Annotated in this window: 15 protein-coding genes; 5 read left to right on the top strand and 10 right to left on the bottom strand. The window is 73.1% G+C overall.

What is annotated here, in order from left to right; translation table 11 throughout:
• Positions 1-3 precede the first annotated feature (3 nt).
• Complete coding sequence (locus tag ACIPSE_RS10180) at positions 4-861, top strand: shikimate dehydrogenase (RefSeq protein WP_401659929.1); 858 nt, start codon at positions 4-6, stop codon at positions 859-861.
• Positions 862-874: 13 nt separating this feature from the next.
• On the opposite strand, the gene ACIPSE_RS10175 is transcribed toward ACIPSE_RS10180, so the two are convergent.
• The gene (locus tag ACIPSE_RS10175) at positions 875-1,252 is read right to left on the bottom strand and encodes an STAS domain-containing protein (protein ID WP_401659927.1); all 378 of its coding nucleotides are present in this window, start codon (positions 1,250-1,252) and stop codon (positions 875-877) included.
• Between the two features lie 208 nt (positions 1,253-1,460).
• Between ACIPSE_RS10175 and ACIPSE_RS10170 the strand changes: the two genes are divergently transcribed.
• Both ACIPSE_RS10170 and ACIPSE_RS10165 read left to right on the top strand, forming a co-directional pair.
• Positions 1,461-1,796, top strand: a complete 336-nt coding sequence (locus tag ACIPSE_RS10170; protein ID WP_401659924.1) for an STAS domain-containing protein — start codon at positions 1,461-1,463, stop codon at positions 1,794-1,796.
• Positions 1,797-2,115: 319 nt separating this feature from the next.
• Positions 2,116-2,529 carry an ATP-binding protein gene (locus tag ACIPSE_RS10165; RefSeq protein ID WP_401659921.1) on the top strand — a complete coding sequence of 138 codons (414 nt, stop codon included), beginning with the start codon at positions 2,116-2,118 and terminating at the stop codon, positions 2,527-2,529.
• Between the two features lie 5 nt (positions 2,530-2,534).
• On the opposite strand, the gene ACIPSE_RS10160 is transcribed toward ACIPSE_RS10165, so the two are convergent.
• From ACIPSE_RS10160 to ACIPSE_RS10145, 4 genes are all read right to left on the bottom strand, one after another.
• Positions 2,535-2,966, bottom strand: coding sequence for an ATP-binding protein (locus ACIPSE_RS10160; RefSeq protein WP_401659918.1), 432 nt, complete (start codon positions 2,964-2,966; stop codon positions 2,535-2,537).
• Between the two features lie 169 nt (positions 2,967-3,135).
• Entirely contained in the window at positions 3,136-5,502 is a 2,367-nt protein-coding gene (locus ACIPSE_RS10155; protein WP_401661693.1) for a SpoIIE family protein phosphatase, read from the bottom strand.
• A 190-nt stretch (positions 5,503-5,692) separates the two neighbouring features.
• Positions 5,693-9,970 carry a HAMP domain-containing protein gene (locus ACIPSE_RS10150; protein WP_401659916.1) on the bottom strand — a complete coding sequence of 1,426 codons (4,278 nt, stop codon included), beginning with the start codon at positions 9,968-9,970 and terminating at the stop codon, positions 5,693-5,695.
• Positions 9,971-10,232: 262 nt separating this feature from the next.
• Positions 10,233-10,598, bottom strand: coding sequence for an STAS domain-containing protein (locus ACIPSE_RS10145; RefSeq protein ID WP_401659913.1), 366 nt, complete (start codon positions 10,596-10,598; stop codon positions 10,233-10,235).
• Positions 10,599-10,804: 206 nt separating this feature from the next.
• On the opposite strand from ACIPSE_RS10145, the gene ACIPSE_RS10140 reads away from it, so the two are divergent.
• Complete coding sequence (locus tag ACIPSE_RS10140; protein WP_401659910.1) at positions 10,805-11,239, top strand: ATP-binding protein; 435 nt, start codon at positions 10,805-10,807, stop codon at positions 11,237-11,239.
• Between the two features lie 256 nt (positions 11,240-11,495).
• Complete coding sequence (locus tag ACIPSE_RS10135; protein WP_401659908.1) at positions 11,496-12,017, top strand: MarR family winged helix-turn-helix transcriptional regulator; 522 nt, start codon at positions 11,496-11,498, stop codon at positions 12,015-12,017.
• Positions 12,018-12,256: 239 nt separating this feature from the next.
• Here the strand turns inward: ACIPSE_RS10135 and ACIPSE_RS10130 are convergent, their stop codons facing one another.
• The 5 genes from ACIPSE_RS10130 to ACIPSE_RS10110 are packed head-to-tail and all read right to left on the bottom strand — an operon-like array spanning position 12,257 to position 16,809.
• On the bottom strand, positions 12,257-13,996 hold the full coding sequence (locus ACIPSE_RS10130; protein WP_401659905.1) for a PP2C family protein-serine/threonine phosphatase: 1,740 nt from the start codon (positions 13,994-13,996) through the stop codon (positions 12,257-12,259).
• The gene (locus tag ACIPSE_RS10125) at positions 13,993-15,063 is read right to left on the bottom strand and encodes a SpoIIE family protein phosphatase (RefSeq protein WP_401659902.1); all 1,071 of its coding nucleotides are present in this window, start codon (positions 15,061-15,063) and stop codon (positions 13,993-13,995) included. Before ACIPSE_RS10125 ends, ACIPSE_RS10130 begins: the two co-directional genes overlap by 4 nt.
• A complete protein-coding gene (locus tag ACIPSE_RS10120) occupies positions 15,060-15,503 on the bottom strand; it encodes an anti-sigma regulatory factor (RefSeq protein ID WP_401659900.1) in 444 nt (147 codons plus the stop codon). Before ACIPSE_RS10120 ends, ACIPSE_RS10125 begins: the two co-directional genes overlap by 4 nt.
• Complete coding sequence (locus ACIPSE_RS10115) at positions 15,503-15,922, bottom strand: STAS domain-containing protein (protein WP_401659897.1); 420 nt, start codon at positions 15,920-15,922, stop codon at positions 15,503-15,505. The genes ACIPSE_RS10120 and ACIPSE_RS10115 overlap by 1 nt, the downstream gene beginning before the upstream one ends.
• On the bottom strand, positions 15,919-16,809 hold the full coding sequence (locus ACIPSE_RS10110) for an STAS domain-containing protein (RefSeq protein WP_401659894.1): 891 nt from the start codon (positions 16,807-16,809) through the stop codon (positions 15,919-15,921). Before ACIPSE_RS10110 ends, ACIPSE_RS10115 begins: the two co-directional genes overlap by 4 nt.
• Between the last annotated feature and the right edge of the window lie 84 nt (positions 16,810-16,893).

The raw sequence follows: 16,893 nt of genomic DNA, 5'->3' as shown, positions 1-16,893 counted from the left end.
GGGATGAACGAGCGCTCGTACCTGGTCGGGCTGGTCGCGCCGGGAACGGATTTCTCGGTCAGCTCCGCGCTCCAGCAGCGCGAAGCCGACCGCCACGAGCTGCGCTATCTGTGCCGGCACCTGGGCGCCGCACGGGACTTCGGCACACTGCTGGACGAATGCAGGGTGTTCGGCTTCTCGGGGCTCGGCATGGCCGCCTCCGCCGGCCGGCCCACGGACGCCCTGGACGGACTGTCCCGGGCCGCCGCCAGGACGGGCACCGTCACCACGGTCGTCTACGACACCGACGGCCGGGCCACCGGCCACGACGCCGGAATGAGCGCGTTCACCGACGCCTTCGCGCGGAACCTGCCCGACGCACCGCTCTCCCGGGTCGTCCAGGTCGGCGCGACCGGCGCCGGGGTGTCCGCCGCGCACGCGCTCGCCGAGCGCGGGGTGGAGCACCTGACCCTGGTCGATCCCGACCCTCAGCGGGCCACGGCCCTGGCCGAGGCCGTGAACCGGCACGCACCGGGCCGGCCCGCCACGGGCCGGGGGACCGAGGACCTCGACCGTCACCTCGGCGAGGCCGACGGACTGGTCGACGCCCTCCCGGGGGCGGCGGGGTCCGACCGGCTGGTGCGGATGCTCGCCGCGGGGCTCCGCGGCGACCTGTGGGTCTGCGACCTCGGCCACCGCCCCGGCGACACCTCGCTGCTACGGGCGGCACGGGCACTGGGCTGTCCGGTGCTGCGGAGCGGGAGCCTGCTGGTCCACGCGGCGGCCCACACCTTCCACCTCGTCACCGGCCGCCCCGCGCACACCTCGCACATGCTCGGGGACTTCGCCGACCTGACGGCCGCACCGGCCGCCCACAGCTGAGGCCCCGCCTCCCTCAGGACCGCTCCCCCGGCTCCGCCACGCGTTCGAGCGCCTCGTCCACGCTCTCCGACACCGGGACCGTCAGGCTCACGCCGGTGAGGTCGAGGATGCGGCGCACGGCGGGGCGCGGGGCGATGATGTGGACGCTGCCGGGCAGGGTCCGGGCCTCCTGGTAGACGCGCAGGATGATGTTCATCCCCGACGAGTCCATGAACGGCACATCGGTGAGGTCGAGCAGGAAGTGGCGTCGGCCGTGGTGCAGTTGGTTGGCCAGATGGTGCTGGAACTCGGTCGCGGTGTCGACGTCCAAATAGCCCTGGACCGTGATCAGGGCCACGTCGTCACGCAACAGGGCGACCTCGACGGACAAGGGATTCTGGGCCACGGACACGTATGCCTCCAACGACGTGTACTGGAACCGGGTGACACTCTCACCTGCGGATCGCGGCGCGCGCCGCGCATGCGCACGTACCCGTGAACCCGCACGTCATGCCCCTTCGCCCCGAAGGTCGTTCGACGTGAGCGCCCGTACGTGACACGGTGGGAGGAGCCCAGTGGCCGTTGCTCGGCCACCAACCCCCAGGAAGGGGGCCCGACAGATGGGCACGCACATCACGTTGAGTCCGGGCGGTTACGCCGCCACGCTGACCGTGGACCACGACATAGACGACCGCGCCCGGCCCGCCATCGAGGGCGCGGCGACCGGGCTGCCGCTCTCCGTGCGCCGGGTCACCCTCGACCTCGCCCGTGTCGGCTTCGTCGACTCGGCGCTCCTGCACCTCCTCCTGACCGTCGACGGTGACGTGACCCGGCGCGGCGGCATGCTGAGGATCGTCGGCCTGCGCGCGCAGCCGCGCCGTCTGCTGGCCCTCGCCGCGGACGTACGCCCCGAGGCCAACTGGAAGGTGTACCTGCACTCCCCCGGCCCGAACTGACGTCCGCTCGCCACCCGGGGAGCAAAGTCACCCCGCATGCCCCGGTAAAGGCCGGGTATTTGCAGTTTTGGGCACACAGCGGCGGCGAGGGGACGCCCGGGCGCCGGACCCGGCGCCGGAGGCACCGGCCTCGGGACGTGCCTCGCCGCACAGGCCGCGGGCGGCGCACGGCGCGCCCCGCCCGCGCGACGATCACCGTCGCAGACCCGTTCGACGCACGCACCGAAAGGCCGTCCGAAATGAAAGCAAACACTCCGTTCCTCGCCCTCGGTCAGGACCGCCGACCGGCTGTGGAGAGGCCTCGGGCAGTGGTCGAACGGTGACCTCCGCCGACCGCGCGACCGCTGTCACCACCGCGGCGGCGGCACGGGAGCACACGCGGCTCGTCGTACGGGAGCGGTGGGACACCGCGACGCGCACGGCACGGGAGGAGGACGTCATCGATCTGATGCTCGTCGTCTCCGAGCTCGTCACCAACGCCCTGCGGCACGGGGACGGACTGGCCGCGTTCGAGGCCGTCGCCACCGCGGACGGCGTCCTGCTGGCGGTGCACGACCACAGCGATGTCGTTCCCGACGCCGTCCACGGGGCCGGTGCCTTCCCGTTGGCCGGACACGGACAGGGGTACGGCTGGCCGATCATCATCCGTCTGGCGCGGGACATCGTCGTGCGACCGCGCCCCGGCGGCGGCAAGACCATCAGCGTGCTGGTCCCGGTGCGCGACCAGGCGTAACCCGCTCACCAGGGCAGGAAGACGTGGACGCCCTTCCCGTCCGGCCCCGTCACGACACTGACCTGGCTGCCCAGCGACTGGACCAGGTACCAGCCGACCCCGCCGCCCCCGTCACGGCGGAAGGGGCGCGGGGACGGCGGGGTGCGGCTCGTGTCGTGGACGACGACATGGACCCCGTCGAAGGTCGTGCGCAGCCGGACCTCGAAGGGACCGGGCGCGTACTGGACCGCGTTCGCGGCCAGCTCGTTGACGACCAGGAGGATGTCGTCCCAGTGCTCGGGCTGGGAAGCCGGACGCACCCGGGCGACGTCGTCGAGGAAGCGTTCGGTGTCCAGGCGCGCGTCCGTCACATCATGCAGCTCGCCCCGGTAGCGCGTGACCTGCTCCGGAACACTCCCGGACCCCGTGCTTCCCTGCCATCGACGTTCGGTCGTCATCTCGCCTTCCCCACAAGAGCCGCGCCGCTGCCGGCCGGGCTCGCTCGTCCCTGCGGTTGTCTGACTTCCCAAAGAGGGCCGGGCTACGCGTACCGGCCACGATCGGGCCGTGTCGGCGAGGGCGCGTGCCGGGCGCCGCGGGTGCTGTGCGGGACTTTCGCAACACCCCCTAGGCCACGCGGACGCCCACGACGCAGGTGTCGTCGTCGGTGTCCGACCTGCTGTGGGTGAGCAGCCGGTCGAGCTGTTGTTCGAGGGCGGGCTGGAGCGTCCGCGCGGTCGTGAGCAGCTGGGTCAGGGACTCCTCCATGGAACGGTCACGCCGTTCGATCAGACCGTCCGTGTACATCAACAGCGTGTCCTCGGCGGCCAGTTGCAGCTCCTGCTCCTCATAGGCCGCCTCCGGTACGGCGCCCAGCAGCATCCCCCTGACCAGGGGCAGCGCGGTCGCCTCGCGCCCCCGTACCAGGACCGGCGGCAGATGGCCGGCCCGGGCCCAGCGCAGGCTGCGGCGGTCCGGGTCGTACAGACCGCAGACGGCGGTGGCGGTGACGGCGCCGCTCAGGTGGTGGGCGACCATGTTGAGCCAGGACAGCAACTGGCCCGGTCCCGCGCCGGTGACGGCGAGGCCGCGCAGCGCGTTGCGCAGGACGACCATGCTGGTGGCGGCCTCGATGCCGTGGCCGGCGACGTCGCCCACGCACAGCAGCACGAGGCCGGAGGGCAGCACCACGGCGTCGTACCAGTCTCCGCCGACCAACTGCTCGGTCTCGGCGGGCCGGTAGCGCACGGCGACCCGCAACCCGGGTGCCTGGAGCGGGGCTTGCGCGGGCGGCATGATGGCGTGCTGCAACTGGAGGGTCAGCCGGTGGCGTTCGCTGGCCTGCTGCTCGGTGTGGGCGAGCTGGTCGCGGGTCGCGGCGAGCGCCACCTCGGTCCAGTGGTGGGCGGAGATGTCCTGGTAGGCGCCGCGTACGACGTGCAGCCTGCCGTCCGCGTCGAGGACCGGTTCGGCAGCCACGCGCAGATGCCGGGTGACCCCGTCGGGCCGTTGCAGCCGGAAGGCCGTGTCGGCGGGCCGGTGGTGGTGCAGAAGGGTGCGCAGGAAGCGGCCGATGGCGACGGCGTCGTCCGGGTGGGCGTGGGCCGAGAGCTCCTCCAGCGGGACGGGGCCCAGGGACACCGGCTGGCCGTACAGATGGTGGAGCTGGCCGTTCCAGGTGATCTCGCCGGTGAGCAGGTTCTCCTCGAAACCGCCGATGCGGCCGAGGCGCTGGGCGTGCTGGAGCAGGTTCGCCAGGCGTGCCGTCTCGTCCTCCGTGCGCCAGATCAGCAGGACGCTGCCGCCGTGCCGGCTGATGCTGACGTCGGCGACGGCGTCCAGCGGCACGTCGCCGACCAGCGCGGTGAGCCGCAGGCGCTGGGTGCGGAACGGCTCCCCGGTGGCGTGCACGCGCTCGACCTGCTCGAACAGACCGCCGTCGCCGGCGGCCATCGGGTAGGCCTCCAGCAGCAGGGCTCCGTTGACGACGCCCCGGGGCCGGCCCGCGGGGTCCAGGAAGCGGGCGTTGACGTGGTGGATGCGGAAGTCGACGAGTTCGCCGCCCGCGTCGACATGCGGGACGAGGACCAGGGCGGGGTCGTGCAGTCCGTCGGCCAGGTCCCTGAGTTCGGCGGCGTCGGGGAGGATGCGCGGGCCTCCGTCGGGGCGGCGCAGGGCGTACGTCTCCAGGGTGTGGGCGCACAGTTCCGCCAGCGCCTCGATCTGCCGGGCGATCTGCGGGGGCTGGGGCTCCAGCGGGCCCGGCCAGACGATCTCCAGGACTCCGTGGATACGGCCCGCCGCGCCGGCCGGCATGGCGACCCGGCCGCCGTCGGGGTACTGGTGCTGGCCCACGGTGGGCAGGCCGGTGCCGGACAGGGAGCCGATCCACTGGCCCGTGCGGGCGGCGAGTCCCCGGCGTGCCACGGTGGCCACGCCGGGCGGTACGTGCCGCCAGCGTCCCGCCTCCCCGGAGGAGAATCCGGCGCTGCCCGCGAGCGTGAACGACCCGTCCGCGCCGAGCGCCCAGATGGCGACGGCCACCGCGCCCAGGGGAGCCAGCGCGTGCGCGAGCAGGGAGTCGGCGACGGTCTGCGCGTCCGGGGCGGCCAGTGCGGCGCTCTCCGCGGAGCGCAGTCCGACGGCGGGCGAGCCGTGGCCCGCCGGGCCGGCGTCGTGGGTCCGGCCCGCGGTGGCGGCGAGGAAGGCGGCCGTCACCTCCGAGAGCCGGTCGCGGGAGGCCTGGTCGATCACCTCGACGGCGAACTCCAGGGGTGTCACACCCGCTTGTTCGGTGAGCTCGGTCAACTGGCGTGCGGCCTGTGCCGGGCCGCACTGCAGGCGCTCGACGAGGATGCCCTTGGCCAGTTCGATCAGGGCCCGTCCGTCCGCTTCGGCCTGTGCGTCGCGGACCTCGCGCCGCAGGCGTTCGACGGTCGTGGCGAGCCGTCCGACGGGAGAGATCCGGGCGTCCGCGTCGTCGGGGGCGGTCACGACCGTCGTCGCGTCCTCGGTGCCGCGGGCGGCGGGCAGCGTGGCGGCGGCCCGCCCGTAGGAGGGGTCGGCGACGGTCGCGGGGGCCTCGGGAGGCTGCTCGCCCGGCACGTCGGGCTGGTGGGGTCGGCTCACGATGGCGCTGTTCCTCGCTTCGGGCGTCCGGGGGCGGCACAGGGGCGGCGGGTGCTCACGACGGTGAGAGCCTGCCTCCCGCGGGCAGCCAGCGCCGGACGCGGCCGATGAGATCGTCGGCGTCGACGGGCTTGGTGACGTAGTCGTTCGCCCCCGAGGCGAGGCTCTTCTCCTGATCGCCGGGCATGGCCTTCGCGGTGACGGCGATGATGGGCAGGTCCGCGTACCGGGGCATCTGGCGGATCTCGGCGGTGGCGGCGTACCCGTCCAGCTCCGGCATCATCACGTCCATCAGGACGATGGAGATCTCCGGGTGGGCGAGCAGCATCTCGATGCCCTTGCGGCCGTTGTCGGCGTGCAGGACCTGGAAGCCCTGGAGTTCCAGGACCCCGCTGAGCGCGAACAGGTTGCGCGCGTCGTCGTCCACCACGAGGACGGTGCGGCCGAGGAAGGAGTCGTCCAGCACCGGCGGGAAGGACTGCTGGGGCTCCTCGGCGCGCACCAGCGGCAGGACGTCCCCGGGTTCCTCGGCGGACAGCTGGAGGGTGATCTGTTCGCGCAGTTCGTCGAGGCTGGACAGGAAGGCCAGCGGGCGGCCCCCCGCACGGGCGCGCAGGGACTTCTCCCGGGTCAGGTCCACCCGCTGGCTGGTGTGGACGAGGACGGGCACGCTGGTCAGCGCGGAGTCGCCCTGCATGGCCTCCAGCAGGTGGGCGCCCTCGTCGTCGGGCATGCCGAGTTCCAGCACGACGCAGTGGCAGGGTTCGGCGGCGAGCGCCGCGGCGGCCTCCTGGGCCCCGACGGCGGTGATGATGTCGATCGTCCCGCGGGGGTCGTCGGGGTTGCGCGCGATGTCGGCCGCCGCGCGTTCGGCGACGAGCGTGAGCAGGCCGCGCAGCCGTTCCTCCACCACGAGCAGGCGGCGCCTGCGCCGCTCGGGCGCCACGGCGGACCCGCCGGTCAGGATCTGGGTGCCGACCGCGTCGCCCGGCTGTTCCAGCGGCCTGCCGCTGGTGAGGGCGTCCTCGAAGTCGGCGCGGGCGACGGGCAGATACAGGGTGAAGACGCTGCCCTGGCCGGGGGTGCTGTCGACGGTGACGGCGCCGCCGAGCAGATGGGCGATCTCCCGGGTGATCGACAGTCCGAGCCCCGTGCCGCCGTACTTGCGGCTGGTGGTTCCGTCGGCCTGCTGGAACGCGCCGAAGATCGTCTCCAGTTGCTGCTGCGGGATGCCGATGCCGGTGTCCTTGACCCGGAAGGCGACGACCGGTCCCCCGCGCAGGACGCCCAAGGGCACCTCGCGGTCGGCGGCGGGTTCGATCCGCAGTTCCACGCCGCCCTGCTCGGTGAACTTCACCGCGTTCGACAGGAGGTTGCGCAGGATCTGGCGGAGCCGGGAGTCGTCGGTGAGCAGGTCGGCGGGGGTGCCCGGCGCGGTGGCGACCGTGAAGTCGAGGCTCTTCTGCGAGGTCATGGGGCGGAACGTGGCCTCGACGTACTCCAGCAGCTGGCGCAGCGGGACGCGTTCGGGGCTGACGTCCATCTTGCCCGCCTCGACCTTCGACAGGTCGAGGATGTCGTTGATGAGCTGGAGCAGGTCCGAGCCGGCCGAGTGGATGATGCCCGCGTACTCGACCTGCTTCTGGGTGAGGTTGCGGGAGGGGTTCTGGGCGAGCAACTGGGCCAGGATCAGGAGGCTGTTGAGCGGGGTGCGCAGCTCGTGGCTCATGTTGGCCAGGAACTCCGACTTGTACTTGGAGGCCAGCGCCAGTTGCTGGGCGCGGGTCTCCAGCTCCTGGCGGGCCTGCTCGATCTCCAGGTTCTTGGCCTCGATGTCCCGGTTCTGGGAGGCCAGCAGGGACGCCTTCTCCTCCAGTTCGGCGTTGGAGCGCTGGAGTTCGTCCTGCTGGGTCTGCAACTCCTCGGAACGGGACTGGAGTTCGGCGGTCAGCCGCTGGGACTCGTCGAGCAGCTCGTCGGTGCGGGCGTTGGCGACGATGGTGTTGAGGTTGACGCCGATGGTGGGCATCAGCTGGGTCAGGAAGTCCTGGTGGATCTGGGTGAAGAGGGTGAGGGAGGCCAGCTCGATGACGCCGAGGACCTGGTCCTCCACCACGATCGGCAGCACGACAAGCGCGCTGGGCACGGCCTGGCCGAGGCCGGAGGAGATGGTGACGTAGCCCGGGGGCAGTTCCTCGACGGTGACGGGGCGCCGGTTGCGGGCCGCCTGTCCGACCAGGGAGCGGCCCACGGGGATGCGGACGGGCCGCTCGGCGTCGTCGGGCCAGCCGTAGGAGCCGACGAGCCGCAGTTCGTGTCCGCGCTCGGTGTCCTCGGCGAGGTAGAAGGCGCCGTACTGGGCGGTGACGAGCGGCACGAGCTCGTCCATGATCAGCTCGGCGACGACGGGCAGTTCCCGGTGGCCCTGCATCAGGCCGGAGATACGGGCGAGGTTGGTCTTGAGCCAGTCCTGCTCCTGGTTGGCCCGGGTGGTCTCGCGCAGGGACTCCACCATGGAGTTGATGTTGTCCTTGAGGTCGGCGACCTCGCCGGACGCCACCACGGTGATGGAGCGGGTGAGGTCGCCCTCCGCGACGGCGCTCGTGACCTCGGCGATCGCCCGGACCTGCCGGGTGAGGTTCCCGGCCAGTTCGTTCACGTTCTCGGTGAGCCGCTTCCAGGTGCCCTCGACGCCCTCCACCTCGGCCTGGCCGCCGAGGCGGCCCTCGCTGCCCACCTCGCGGGCGACGCGCGTGACCTCGGCGGCGAAGGACGAGAGCTGGTCGACCATCGTGTTGATGGTGGTCTTCAGCTCCAGGATCTCGCCGCGGGCGTCGACGTCGATCTTCTTCGACAGGTCGCCGCCCGCGACCGCCGTCGTCACCAGGGCGATGTTGCGGACCTGGCCGGTGAGGTTGTTGGCCATGGAGTTGACGTTGTCCGTCAGGTCCTTCCACGTGCCCGCCACGTTCGGGACGTGCGCCTGGCCGCCGAGCCGGCCCTCGGTGCCGACCTCGCGGGCGACCCGGGTGACCTCGTCGGCGAACGCGGACAGGGTGTCGACCATGGTGTTGATGACGTCGGCGAGGGCGGCGACCTCGCCCTTGGCCTCGACGGTGATCTTCTGCGAGAGGTCGCCGCGTGCGACGGCGGTGGCCACCTGGGCGATGGAGCGGACCTGGCCGGTGAGGTTCGAGGCCATCACGTTGACGTTGTCGGTGAGGTCCTTCCAGGTGCCGGAGACGCCCCGGACGATCGCCTGGCCGCCGAGATTGCCCTCGGTGCCGACCTCGCGGGCCACCCGGGTCACCTCGTCGGCGAACGCCGACAACTGGTCCACCATCGTGTTGATGGTGTTCTTCAGCTCCAGGATCTCGCCCCGCGCGTCCACCGTGATCTTCTGCGACAGATCCCCCTGCGCGACCGCCGTGGCCACCTGGGCGACATTGCGGACCTGCGCCGTGAGGTTGCCGCCCATGAAGTTCACGGAGTCGGTCAGATCGCGCCAGGTGCCCTTGACGCCCTTGACGTCCGCCTGACCGCCCAGCCGGCCCTCGGTGCCGACCTCGCGCGCCACCCGGGTCACCTCGTCGGCGAACGCCGACAACTGGTCCACCATCGTGTTGATGGTGTTCTTCAGCTCCAGGATCTCGCCCCGCGCGTCCACCGTGATCTTCTGCGACAGATCCCCCTGCGCGACCGCCGTCGTCACCTGGGCGACATTGCGGACCTGCGAGGTGAGGTTGCCCGCCATGAAGTTCACGGAGTCGGTCAGATCCCGCCAGACCCCGCCGACTCCGGGCACCTGCGCCTGCCCGCCGAGGCGGCCCTCGCTGCCGACCTCGCGGGCGACCCGGGTCACCTCGTCGGCGAACGCGGACAGCTGGTCGACCATCGTGTTGACGGTCTCCTTCAGCTGGAGGATCTCGCCGCGCGCGGGCACGTCGATCTTCTGCGAGAGGTCGCCCCTGGCCACCGCGGTCGCCACCTGGGCGATGTCGCGCACCTGTGTGGTCAGGTTGCCCGCCATGGCGTTGACCGAGTCGGTCAGATCGGCCCAGGTGCCCGAGACGCCCGGGACCTCGGCCTGGCCGCCCAGGGTGCCCTCGGTGCCCACCTCGCGGGCCACGCGCGTGACCTCGGAGGTGAACAGCGACAGCTGGTCCACCATGCCGTTGAAGACCGTGGCGATGTCGCCGAGCAGACCCTCGCCGTCGGACGGCAGCCGGGTGCCGAAGTCACCGTCCCGTACCGCGGTCAGACCCGCCAGGAGTTGCCGTAGTTCCTGCTCGCCCGGGGCCCGTTCCTCGGCCTCGATCGTCTTGCCGGTCATGCGCACCCTCGTTCCGCTCCCCAGGAGCCCCCACGCCGGGGACTCGGAACCGCGCCGGGCCGTGACCGGCCCTGCCCACCGTCCGCTTCTCCGCTTGTGGCGGTCACGGGCGATGAGGAAATCCGGTGAAGGTTAACTCAGTTGTCAGGAGACAACCAAAGCCCGGAGGGCGCTGCTCGGCCAGGCACGGCCCGCTGCGCGGAAGGGACGTGGCGCGGCCCCCTCGGGGCGCGCGGAAGGATCGCTTCCGCGGCGGGGCGGATCACTGCCCGAGAGCCTCCCGAAGATCCGGATGACAGGGGATGAGAAGGTCGAGCCCGACCAGTTGCACCGTGCGCAGCGCCGCTCCCCGCACGCCCACCAGACGCAGCCAGCCCCGCGCCTCCTCCGTGGCGCGGTGCACGGCGATCAGGGCGTTGACGCCGCTGGAGTCCATGAAGGTCACTCCGGTCAGGTCGAGCACGATCCGCGGCGCGGACACGGCGCGGGCGGGCGGCAGGACGTGGGTGAGGGCCTTCACGCTGTGGTGGTCCACCTCGCCCTTCAGGACGACCACGGTGACGCCGTCGGTGTCGGTCCGGACCACGGACAGCCGGCCGTGACCCGCTGCTTCCCGGCTGTCTGCCACGCGCGTCTCCCGCATGCTCGATGGAGCCCGGTCACGTCCCATGCGAACGCTGCCCCGAGACAGGGCCGACGATGCCTGCGGGCGGACGGGATTCCCGGCCGCACGACACAGGAGTGATCCGGGGACAAGGGGGTAGCCGCACGCTCATGAACGGGGTATCGCAGGCCGTCGTCAGGGAGCCCGTCCCGCACGAGGAGTGTTCCCGGATGCCGCATGAAGCTTTGGCCGAGATGGCCGTGGCACTGGACGGGGAGTTCGGCTGTATCGCCGACGCGCGGTCCGGCGCGGCGCGGTTCCTGACCCGGGCCCAGTCCGAGCAGGGGCTGCCGGTGTCGGCACGCGCCATGGACCTGGCACAGCTGGTGGTCAGCGAGCTGGTCACCAACTCCCTCAAGTACGCGCCCGGTCCGGTCATGCTGGAGCTGCGCATCGTCGCGGACACGGTGGAGATCACGGTCTGGGACACCGACCCGACGCTCCCGACGGCCCACACGGCCGGTGCCGGGCGCGTGGGGCAGCACGGTCTGGAGATCGTCATGGCGGTGGTGCACGGCTTCGAGGCGCATCGGGAACCCGTCGGCAAGCGGATCACCGCGCGCCTCTCCCTCCTCGACCGCCCGCTGCCGGCCCTCGACCACTGACACGGCGCCCTCCGACACCGCCCCGGCCGCCCCCTGGACGGCCGGCCCCGCCGCGTCGGCACCCCCTCCCCCGGCACCCGGACTTCGCGCGCGCAATTTCTCCACGCCCATGGCGGCCCGGTGGATTCGCCCGCCCGCCAGGCCCGAATACCTACGATGACCGGGGTGGCGGTGCTTGCGCGGCGACGCTTCGGGTACCGCGAGGGAATGAGGGTGGTATTCGCATGGGCAGCCGATTGCTGAAAGCCATGGGCTCGTGAGCCGGTCCGGCGGCCCCGGGCGGGCCCGGCCGGGCGGCGCGGGCGGCCCCGGTGACGGTCCCCTGGCCCTCGCCCTGGAGCTGTCCGATGCCGTGGACGGGCTGGCGCACCTGTGGTCGGTGGCCGGCCAGGAGGCGAGCATGCGGCTGTCGCCGCACCAGCTGCGGGCCCTGCGGATCCTGGAGTCGGAGCCCGGACTCAACCTCACCGCCCTGGCGGAGGGCATGGAGATAGGGCTGCCGACCGCGAGCCGGCTCTGCGACCGTCTGGAGGCGGCAGGTCTGGTCGAGCGTGTGCTGCACCCGCGCAGGAGGCGCGAGGTACAGCTCCATCTCACCGGCCCGGGACGACAGGTGCTGGCCGAGGTGACCTCCCGCCGTTCGCAGGCGCTCGCCGTGACGCTCGCGGCGATGGAACCGGCCGACCGCGAGGCACTGGGCCAGGGCCTGCGCGCGTTTCTCTCCGCCCGGGACGGCGGCCAGGACGGTGCCACAGGCCCCGCCACCTCCCGCCTCTGACCGCGCCGACGGGACTCCCCGGACCGGCCCCAGGGCGTGTCCGCCCAGTCCCGTCGCGCGCCCGGAGAGCGGGCCCCACGGCGTCCGGTGCGTGCTCTCGGCGTGCCGGGCGCACGGCCTCGTACCGGACGCACTCGGGCTGGCGGCCGATGCGGCGAGCGGGGGCACCTCCCACGCCCTTCAGGCAGTGGGGGAACATGCCGGGCGTCGCGGAACAGACGGAACTTCGCGCACAGGACCTAGCGCCCGCCCGGGGGCACGGTGTGGCACAGCAGCAGGCAGATGTCGTCGTCGCGTTCGGAGTCGTGCAGGAGGGGCTTGAGCAGGGCGTCCGCCGCGGCCTCCGGGTCCTGCTCCAGCTCCGGGACGCTCAGCGCGCCCAGGGCCTGGCCGAGGCGCTCGATGCCCGCGTCGATGCCCCGCGCCCGGCGCTCGACGAGACCGTCGGTGTACAGCACCAGGGAGGACCCGGCGGGCAGTTCGACGTGGTGGTCGGTGTACACGAACGGCATGGGGATGCCCAGCATCACGCCGGGTCTGGTGTCCAGCACGCGGACCGAGCCGTCGGCCCCGCGCACGACGGCCGGCGGGTGGCCGGCCGAGGCCCAGACGACGTCCGGTTCGCCCGGCCGGAACCGGGCGATCATCGCGGTGGCGTACAGCTCCGGCTGGAGATGGCCGAGCATGCGGTGCAGGCGCGTGAGGATCTGCGCGGGGCTGTCGTTCTCCACGGCGTAGGCGCGCAGCGCGGTGCGCAGCTCTCCCATGACGACGGCGGCGTGCAGTCCGTGGCCCGTCACGTCGCCTATGACGGTCAGCAGGCTGCCGTCGGGCTGGAGGAAGGCGTCGTACCAGTCGCCGCCGATGTTCAGGCCCTGGGTGGCGGGCAGATAGCGCGCGGCCAGCAACAGGCCCGACGGGGTGGGAAGTTGGGTGAGCTGGGCGCGCTGGAGGGCTTCGGCGGTGTCGCGGTACTGCTCGTAGCGGCGGGCGTTGTCCAGGGCGATGCCGACGCGGCGGGCGAGTTCGACCAGCATCACGCAGGTGTCCGGGTCGAACCTGGGGCCGGGGGCGGTGAGGGTGAGGACACCGAGCAGGCGCCGGGCCATGAGCGGGACGGCCAGCAGCGGCCGGTCGGGGTACAGGGCGGAGGGCGGGAGGTCGTCGACCCCGGGCAGCCCGCCGGGGTGGGCCGCGGCGTGCTGCGGCCGTCCGGTGCGGGCCGCGCTCACCGCGGCGGCGGCGTGCTGCCGCACCCGCCGCCGGCTCTCCTCGTCGGTCTGCTCCTCCTCCTCGTCGAAGAGCCATACGTCGAGGTGTTCCGCGTAGTCGGGTACGAGGAGGTCGGCGAGGCTGCGCAGGATGGCGGCGGGGTTGAGGGAGGCCGTGATGGCGGCGCTGGCGTCGGTGAGGAAGGTCAGCAGGCGCCGGGCCCGCTCGGCCTCGGCGCGGGCCGCCCGCTCGGCCTGGAGGAGTTCGCGCTGGGTGCGGGAGGCGGCTTCCAGGTCGGCGTGGAGCGCGAGGACGCCCTGGTTGGTCTGGTGCAGTTCCTCGCGGTGCAGCCGCAGGAGCCGTTCCTGTTCGTCGAAGAGGCTCAGCACGGCGGCGGTGTTCTCGTCGGCGTGCAGCAGCGCGAAGGGCAGCGGCACGCCCGGGTCGGGGGCGATCGCGGCGGGGCGCGGCAGGGCGCAGCCGAGGGGCGCTCCGTCCTCCGGGTCCGGCCGGGTCGAGCCGACCGGCCGCAGGGTGACCTCCAGACGGTCGGCGGCTCCGTCCGCGGTTCCTCGCAGGCGGGGCAGGAGCTCCCAGTCGTCGTGGCGGTCCAGGCACCGCCGCAGGCGTGCCGTGAGCGAGGTGAGGAAGCGGGCGCGTTCCAGCGGCGGGACCCCGGCGGCGGTGACGGCCCGGTCGATGGCGGCCCGGGCCTCGGCCACGTCGGCGACCGACGCGATCTTCCAGACGTCCGGGGTCGCGGTCATGGGCGCCCGTCCAGGTCGGGGGCGAGCACGGCCACGGCGGTGTCGTCGCGCAGCGGGCGCGCGGCGCTGCTGCCGTCCCGCAGGACGACGGCGGCCGTCACGGCCGGGTCGTGGCCCAGCAGACGGGTGTCGTGCGGGGGGACCCAGCGGCTGGGGAGTCCGTCGCTGTGCAGGATGAGGAGGCTGTCGGGCCGCCAGGCGGACTCGTGCCGGGGAACGGAGGCGGGGAAGTGGGCGCCGACGATCCCCGGGTGCGAGACGAGGGCCCGCCACTGCCCGTCGGTGCTGAGCCGGGCGCCGATGTTGCCGACGCCGGCGAACGACAGCCGCATGGTGCCCTCGTCGAGCTGGGCGACGCCGACGGCCGCGCCCCGGGTGTGCCGCAGCGCGGTGTGCAGATGGCGCAGGATCTCGGCGGGCGGCAGGTCCGCTCGCCGCCGCAGTTCCGCCACGGCGGCGCCGGACGCCTCGGCCGCCTTCGCCCCGTGGCCGAGCCCGTCGGCCAGCATGAGGGTGATCCGTGGCCCGGAGCGGGCCCAGCTGAAGGCGTCCCCGGAGTGGTCGGCGTGGGCGAGCGGGGCGTTGATCCCGCCGACCCGGGTACCTGGGCCGGCGAGGGCGGCACGCGGGCGGGACGGTCCCGGCGCTCCGGACGGGCCGAGGCGCGCCATGGCGACGGTGCCCTGGCCCGGGCGGCTGTGCAGGTCGAAGTCGTCGGACAGCCGGCGGCAGGTGCCCAGGCCCGCGCCCAGGGAGGAGGCGGCGGTGGTGTAGCCGTCCCGCAGGGCCTGCGCCACGTCGGGGATGCCCGGCCCGTGGTCGAGCGACGTGATCTGCACCCGCTCCGCGAAGTCGGCGAGGGTGCCGGAGGGACCGGTCAGGTTGATCACGATGCGCCCGCCGCCGGCGTGCTTGACGAGGTTGGTGGCCAGTTCGGTGGCCACGAGCGCCGCGGCGGCCGTGGAGCGGGTGTCCAGTCCGGCCGTGGCGCAGGCGCTCTCCGTCGCGACGCGGACGTCCCGGACCCTGGTGTTCTCGGGGACGGGGACGTCCCAGACCCTGCTCACAGGGCACCTGAGCGGGGCGCCGGGAGGCCGGAGACCCATTCGGTGACGGTGACGGTGGTGCCGAGGCCGGGCCGGGTGTCCAGGTCGAATTCCTGGACGAGCCGTCTGGCTCCGCTCAGGCCCATGCCCAGCCCGCCGCCGCTGGTGTAGCCGTCGGTCAGGGCCAGGTCGACGTCGCGGATGCCGGGGCCGGTGTCGACGAAGGCGAGCCGCAGTCCGCGCCGGGCGCCGTCGGCGAGTGCGGTGATCTCCGCGTGTCCCCCGCCGCCGTGGACGAGGGTGTTGCGGGCCAGTTCGCTGACCGCCGTCACCAGTTTCGTCTGCTGGACCAGGCCGAAGCCGAGGTCGGCGGCGCGCTGCCGCACGTGCTGGCGCAGCCAGGCCAGGTCGGCGTCCCCGCCGATGGGCAGGCGCGTGGTGGGGGTGTGGGGAGCGTGCATCACGCGCCCTCTTCCGGACGGGCGGGCCGGTCCGTGGCGTAGGTGCGGCCCAGCAGGGCCAGGGCCCGGTCGACGTCCAGGGCCGTGACCAGGCCGGGCAGGGTGAGGCCCAGCTCCACCAGGGTGATGGCGACGGCGGGGCGCATGCCGGCCAGGACGGTCCGGGCGGCCAGCAGGCGGGCGCTCGCGGCGATCTCGGCGAGGATGCGGCCGAGGAAGGAGTCGACGATCTCGACGCCGGAGAGGTCGATCACGACGCCGCCCACCGGCACCGGACTGTTCGCGATGCGCCGGGTGACGTCCTGCTGGAGCTGCTCGGCCACCCCGTCGTACAGGTCTCCCCGCAGTGTGACCAGGAGGATGTCGCCCAGTGCCAGCACGGGCACCGGCTCCGGACTGAGGGCGGGGTGGTCGGTCACCGCGGGCCCGCTCCGGCGCCGGGCAGGGCGGAGACGGCCATGCCCTGCTGGGTGAGCGCGTAGGCCAGGGCGTCGGCGAGCCTGGCGCGGGTGAGGATCGTCCCGAGGTCGATGCCGAGGTGGACGATGGTCTGCGCGATGGCGGGACGGATGCCGGAGACGATGCACTCGGCGCCCATCAGCCGGGCCGCGGCGACCGTCTTCATCAGGTGCTGGGCCACGAGCGAGTCGACGGTGGGCACGCCGGTGATGTCGAGGATGGCGTACCGGGCGCGCCGTTCCACGATCGCCTCCAGCAGGCTCTCCATGACGATCTGGCTGCGGGAGCTGTCCAGGGTCCCGATCAGCGGGACGGCGACGACGCCGTCCCACATCTCGATGACCGGGGTGGCCACCTCCAGCAGTTGCTGACGCTGGCGGGCTATCAGTTCCTCGCCGGAGTTGACCGTGGTCTCCATCACGACCAGGCGGAGCGTGCCCAGCAGCACCGTCAGGTCGAGGAGGGACGCGTGGACGCCGTCGTCGGCAGGCTCCTCGAACTCGGCCCGCAGCAGCGCGAGGACCGGGTCCCGCAGGGCGGCGACCTCGCGGGCGATCTGCGGCGGGCTGTAGCCGGCCTGGGAACGGGCGACGGCCATGCGGCCCAGCTGGTCCCTGACGGTGTCGAAGCCGGGGGCGTCGATGTCGTCCAGCCGGCCGGTGCGGGCCACGTCGGCCAGGGCGTCCACCACCGCCTTGCACGCCTCGACCGCCTCGTCCCGGGAGACGGTGAAGACGGTCCGGAACAGCGCGGCGTCCGCCCATCGCTGGGCGATCTGCTCGCGACGCCGTTCGAGGAACGCGGCGAGCTGCCGCGTCGTCTCGGGGGACGTGTCGTGCTGCACCACGTACTTCTTCTTCCTGTCGAGCGCTCCTGCGGCCGACCGTGCGGCAGGCCATCAGGCAATTATTGCCGCACGGCAAACGTTATC

It is taken from the genome of Streptomyces sp. NPDC090106 (assembly GCF_044747265.1).
GTDB lineage: Bacteria > Actinomycetota > Actinomycetes > Streptomycetales > Streptomycetaceae > Streptomyces.
The sequence above is the reverse complement of the archived record's forward strand: the minus strand, read 5'-3'. Positions and strand labels throughout refer to the sequence as shown.

What these genes read in the sequence shown, in the direction of transcription:
- ACIPSE_RS10140 (WP_401659910.1), top strand. Translation starts at nt 10,805, where the DNA reads ATGCCGCATGAAGCTTTGGCCGAGATGGCCGTGGCACTGGACGGGGAG.
- ACIPSE_RS10130 (WP_401659905.1), bottom strand. Translation starts at nt 13,996, where the DNA reads ATGACCGCGACCCCGGACGTCTGGAAGATCGCGTCGGTCGCCGACGTG.
- ACIPSE_RS10150 (WP_401659916.1), bottom strand. Translation starts at nt 9,970, where the DNA reads ATGACCGGCAAGACGATCGAGGCCGAGGAACGGGCCCCGGGCGAGCAG.
- ACIPSE_RS10160 (WP_401659918.1), bottom strand. Translation starts at nt 2,966, where the DNA reads ATGACGACCGAACGTCGATGGCAGGGAAGCACGGGGTCCGGGAGTGTT.
- ACIPSE_RS10120 (WP_401659900.1), bottom strand. Translation starts at nt 15,503, where the DNA reads ATGCACGCTCCCCACACCCCCACCACGCGCCTGCCCATCGGCGGGGAC.
- ACIPSE_RS10180 (WP_401659929.1), top strand. Translation starts at nt 4, where the DNA reads ATGAACGAGCGCTCGTACCTGGTCGGGCTGGTCGCGCCGGGAACGGAT.
- ACIPSE_RS10170 (WP_401659924.1), top strand. Translation starts at nt 1,461, where the DNA reads ATGGGCACGCACATCACGTTGAGTCCGGGCGGTTACGCCGCCACGCTG.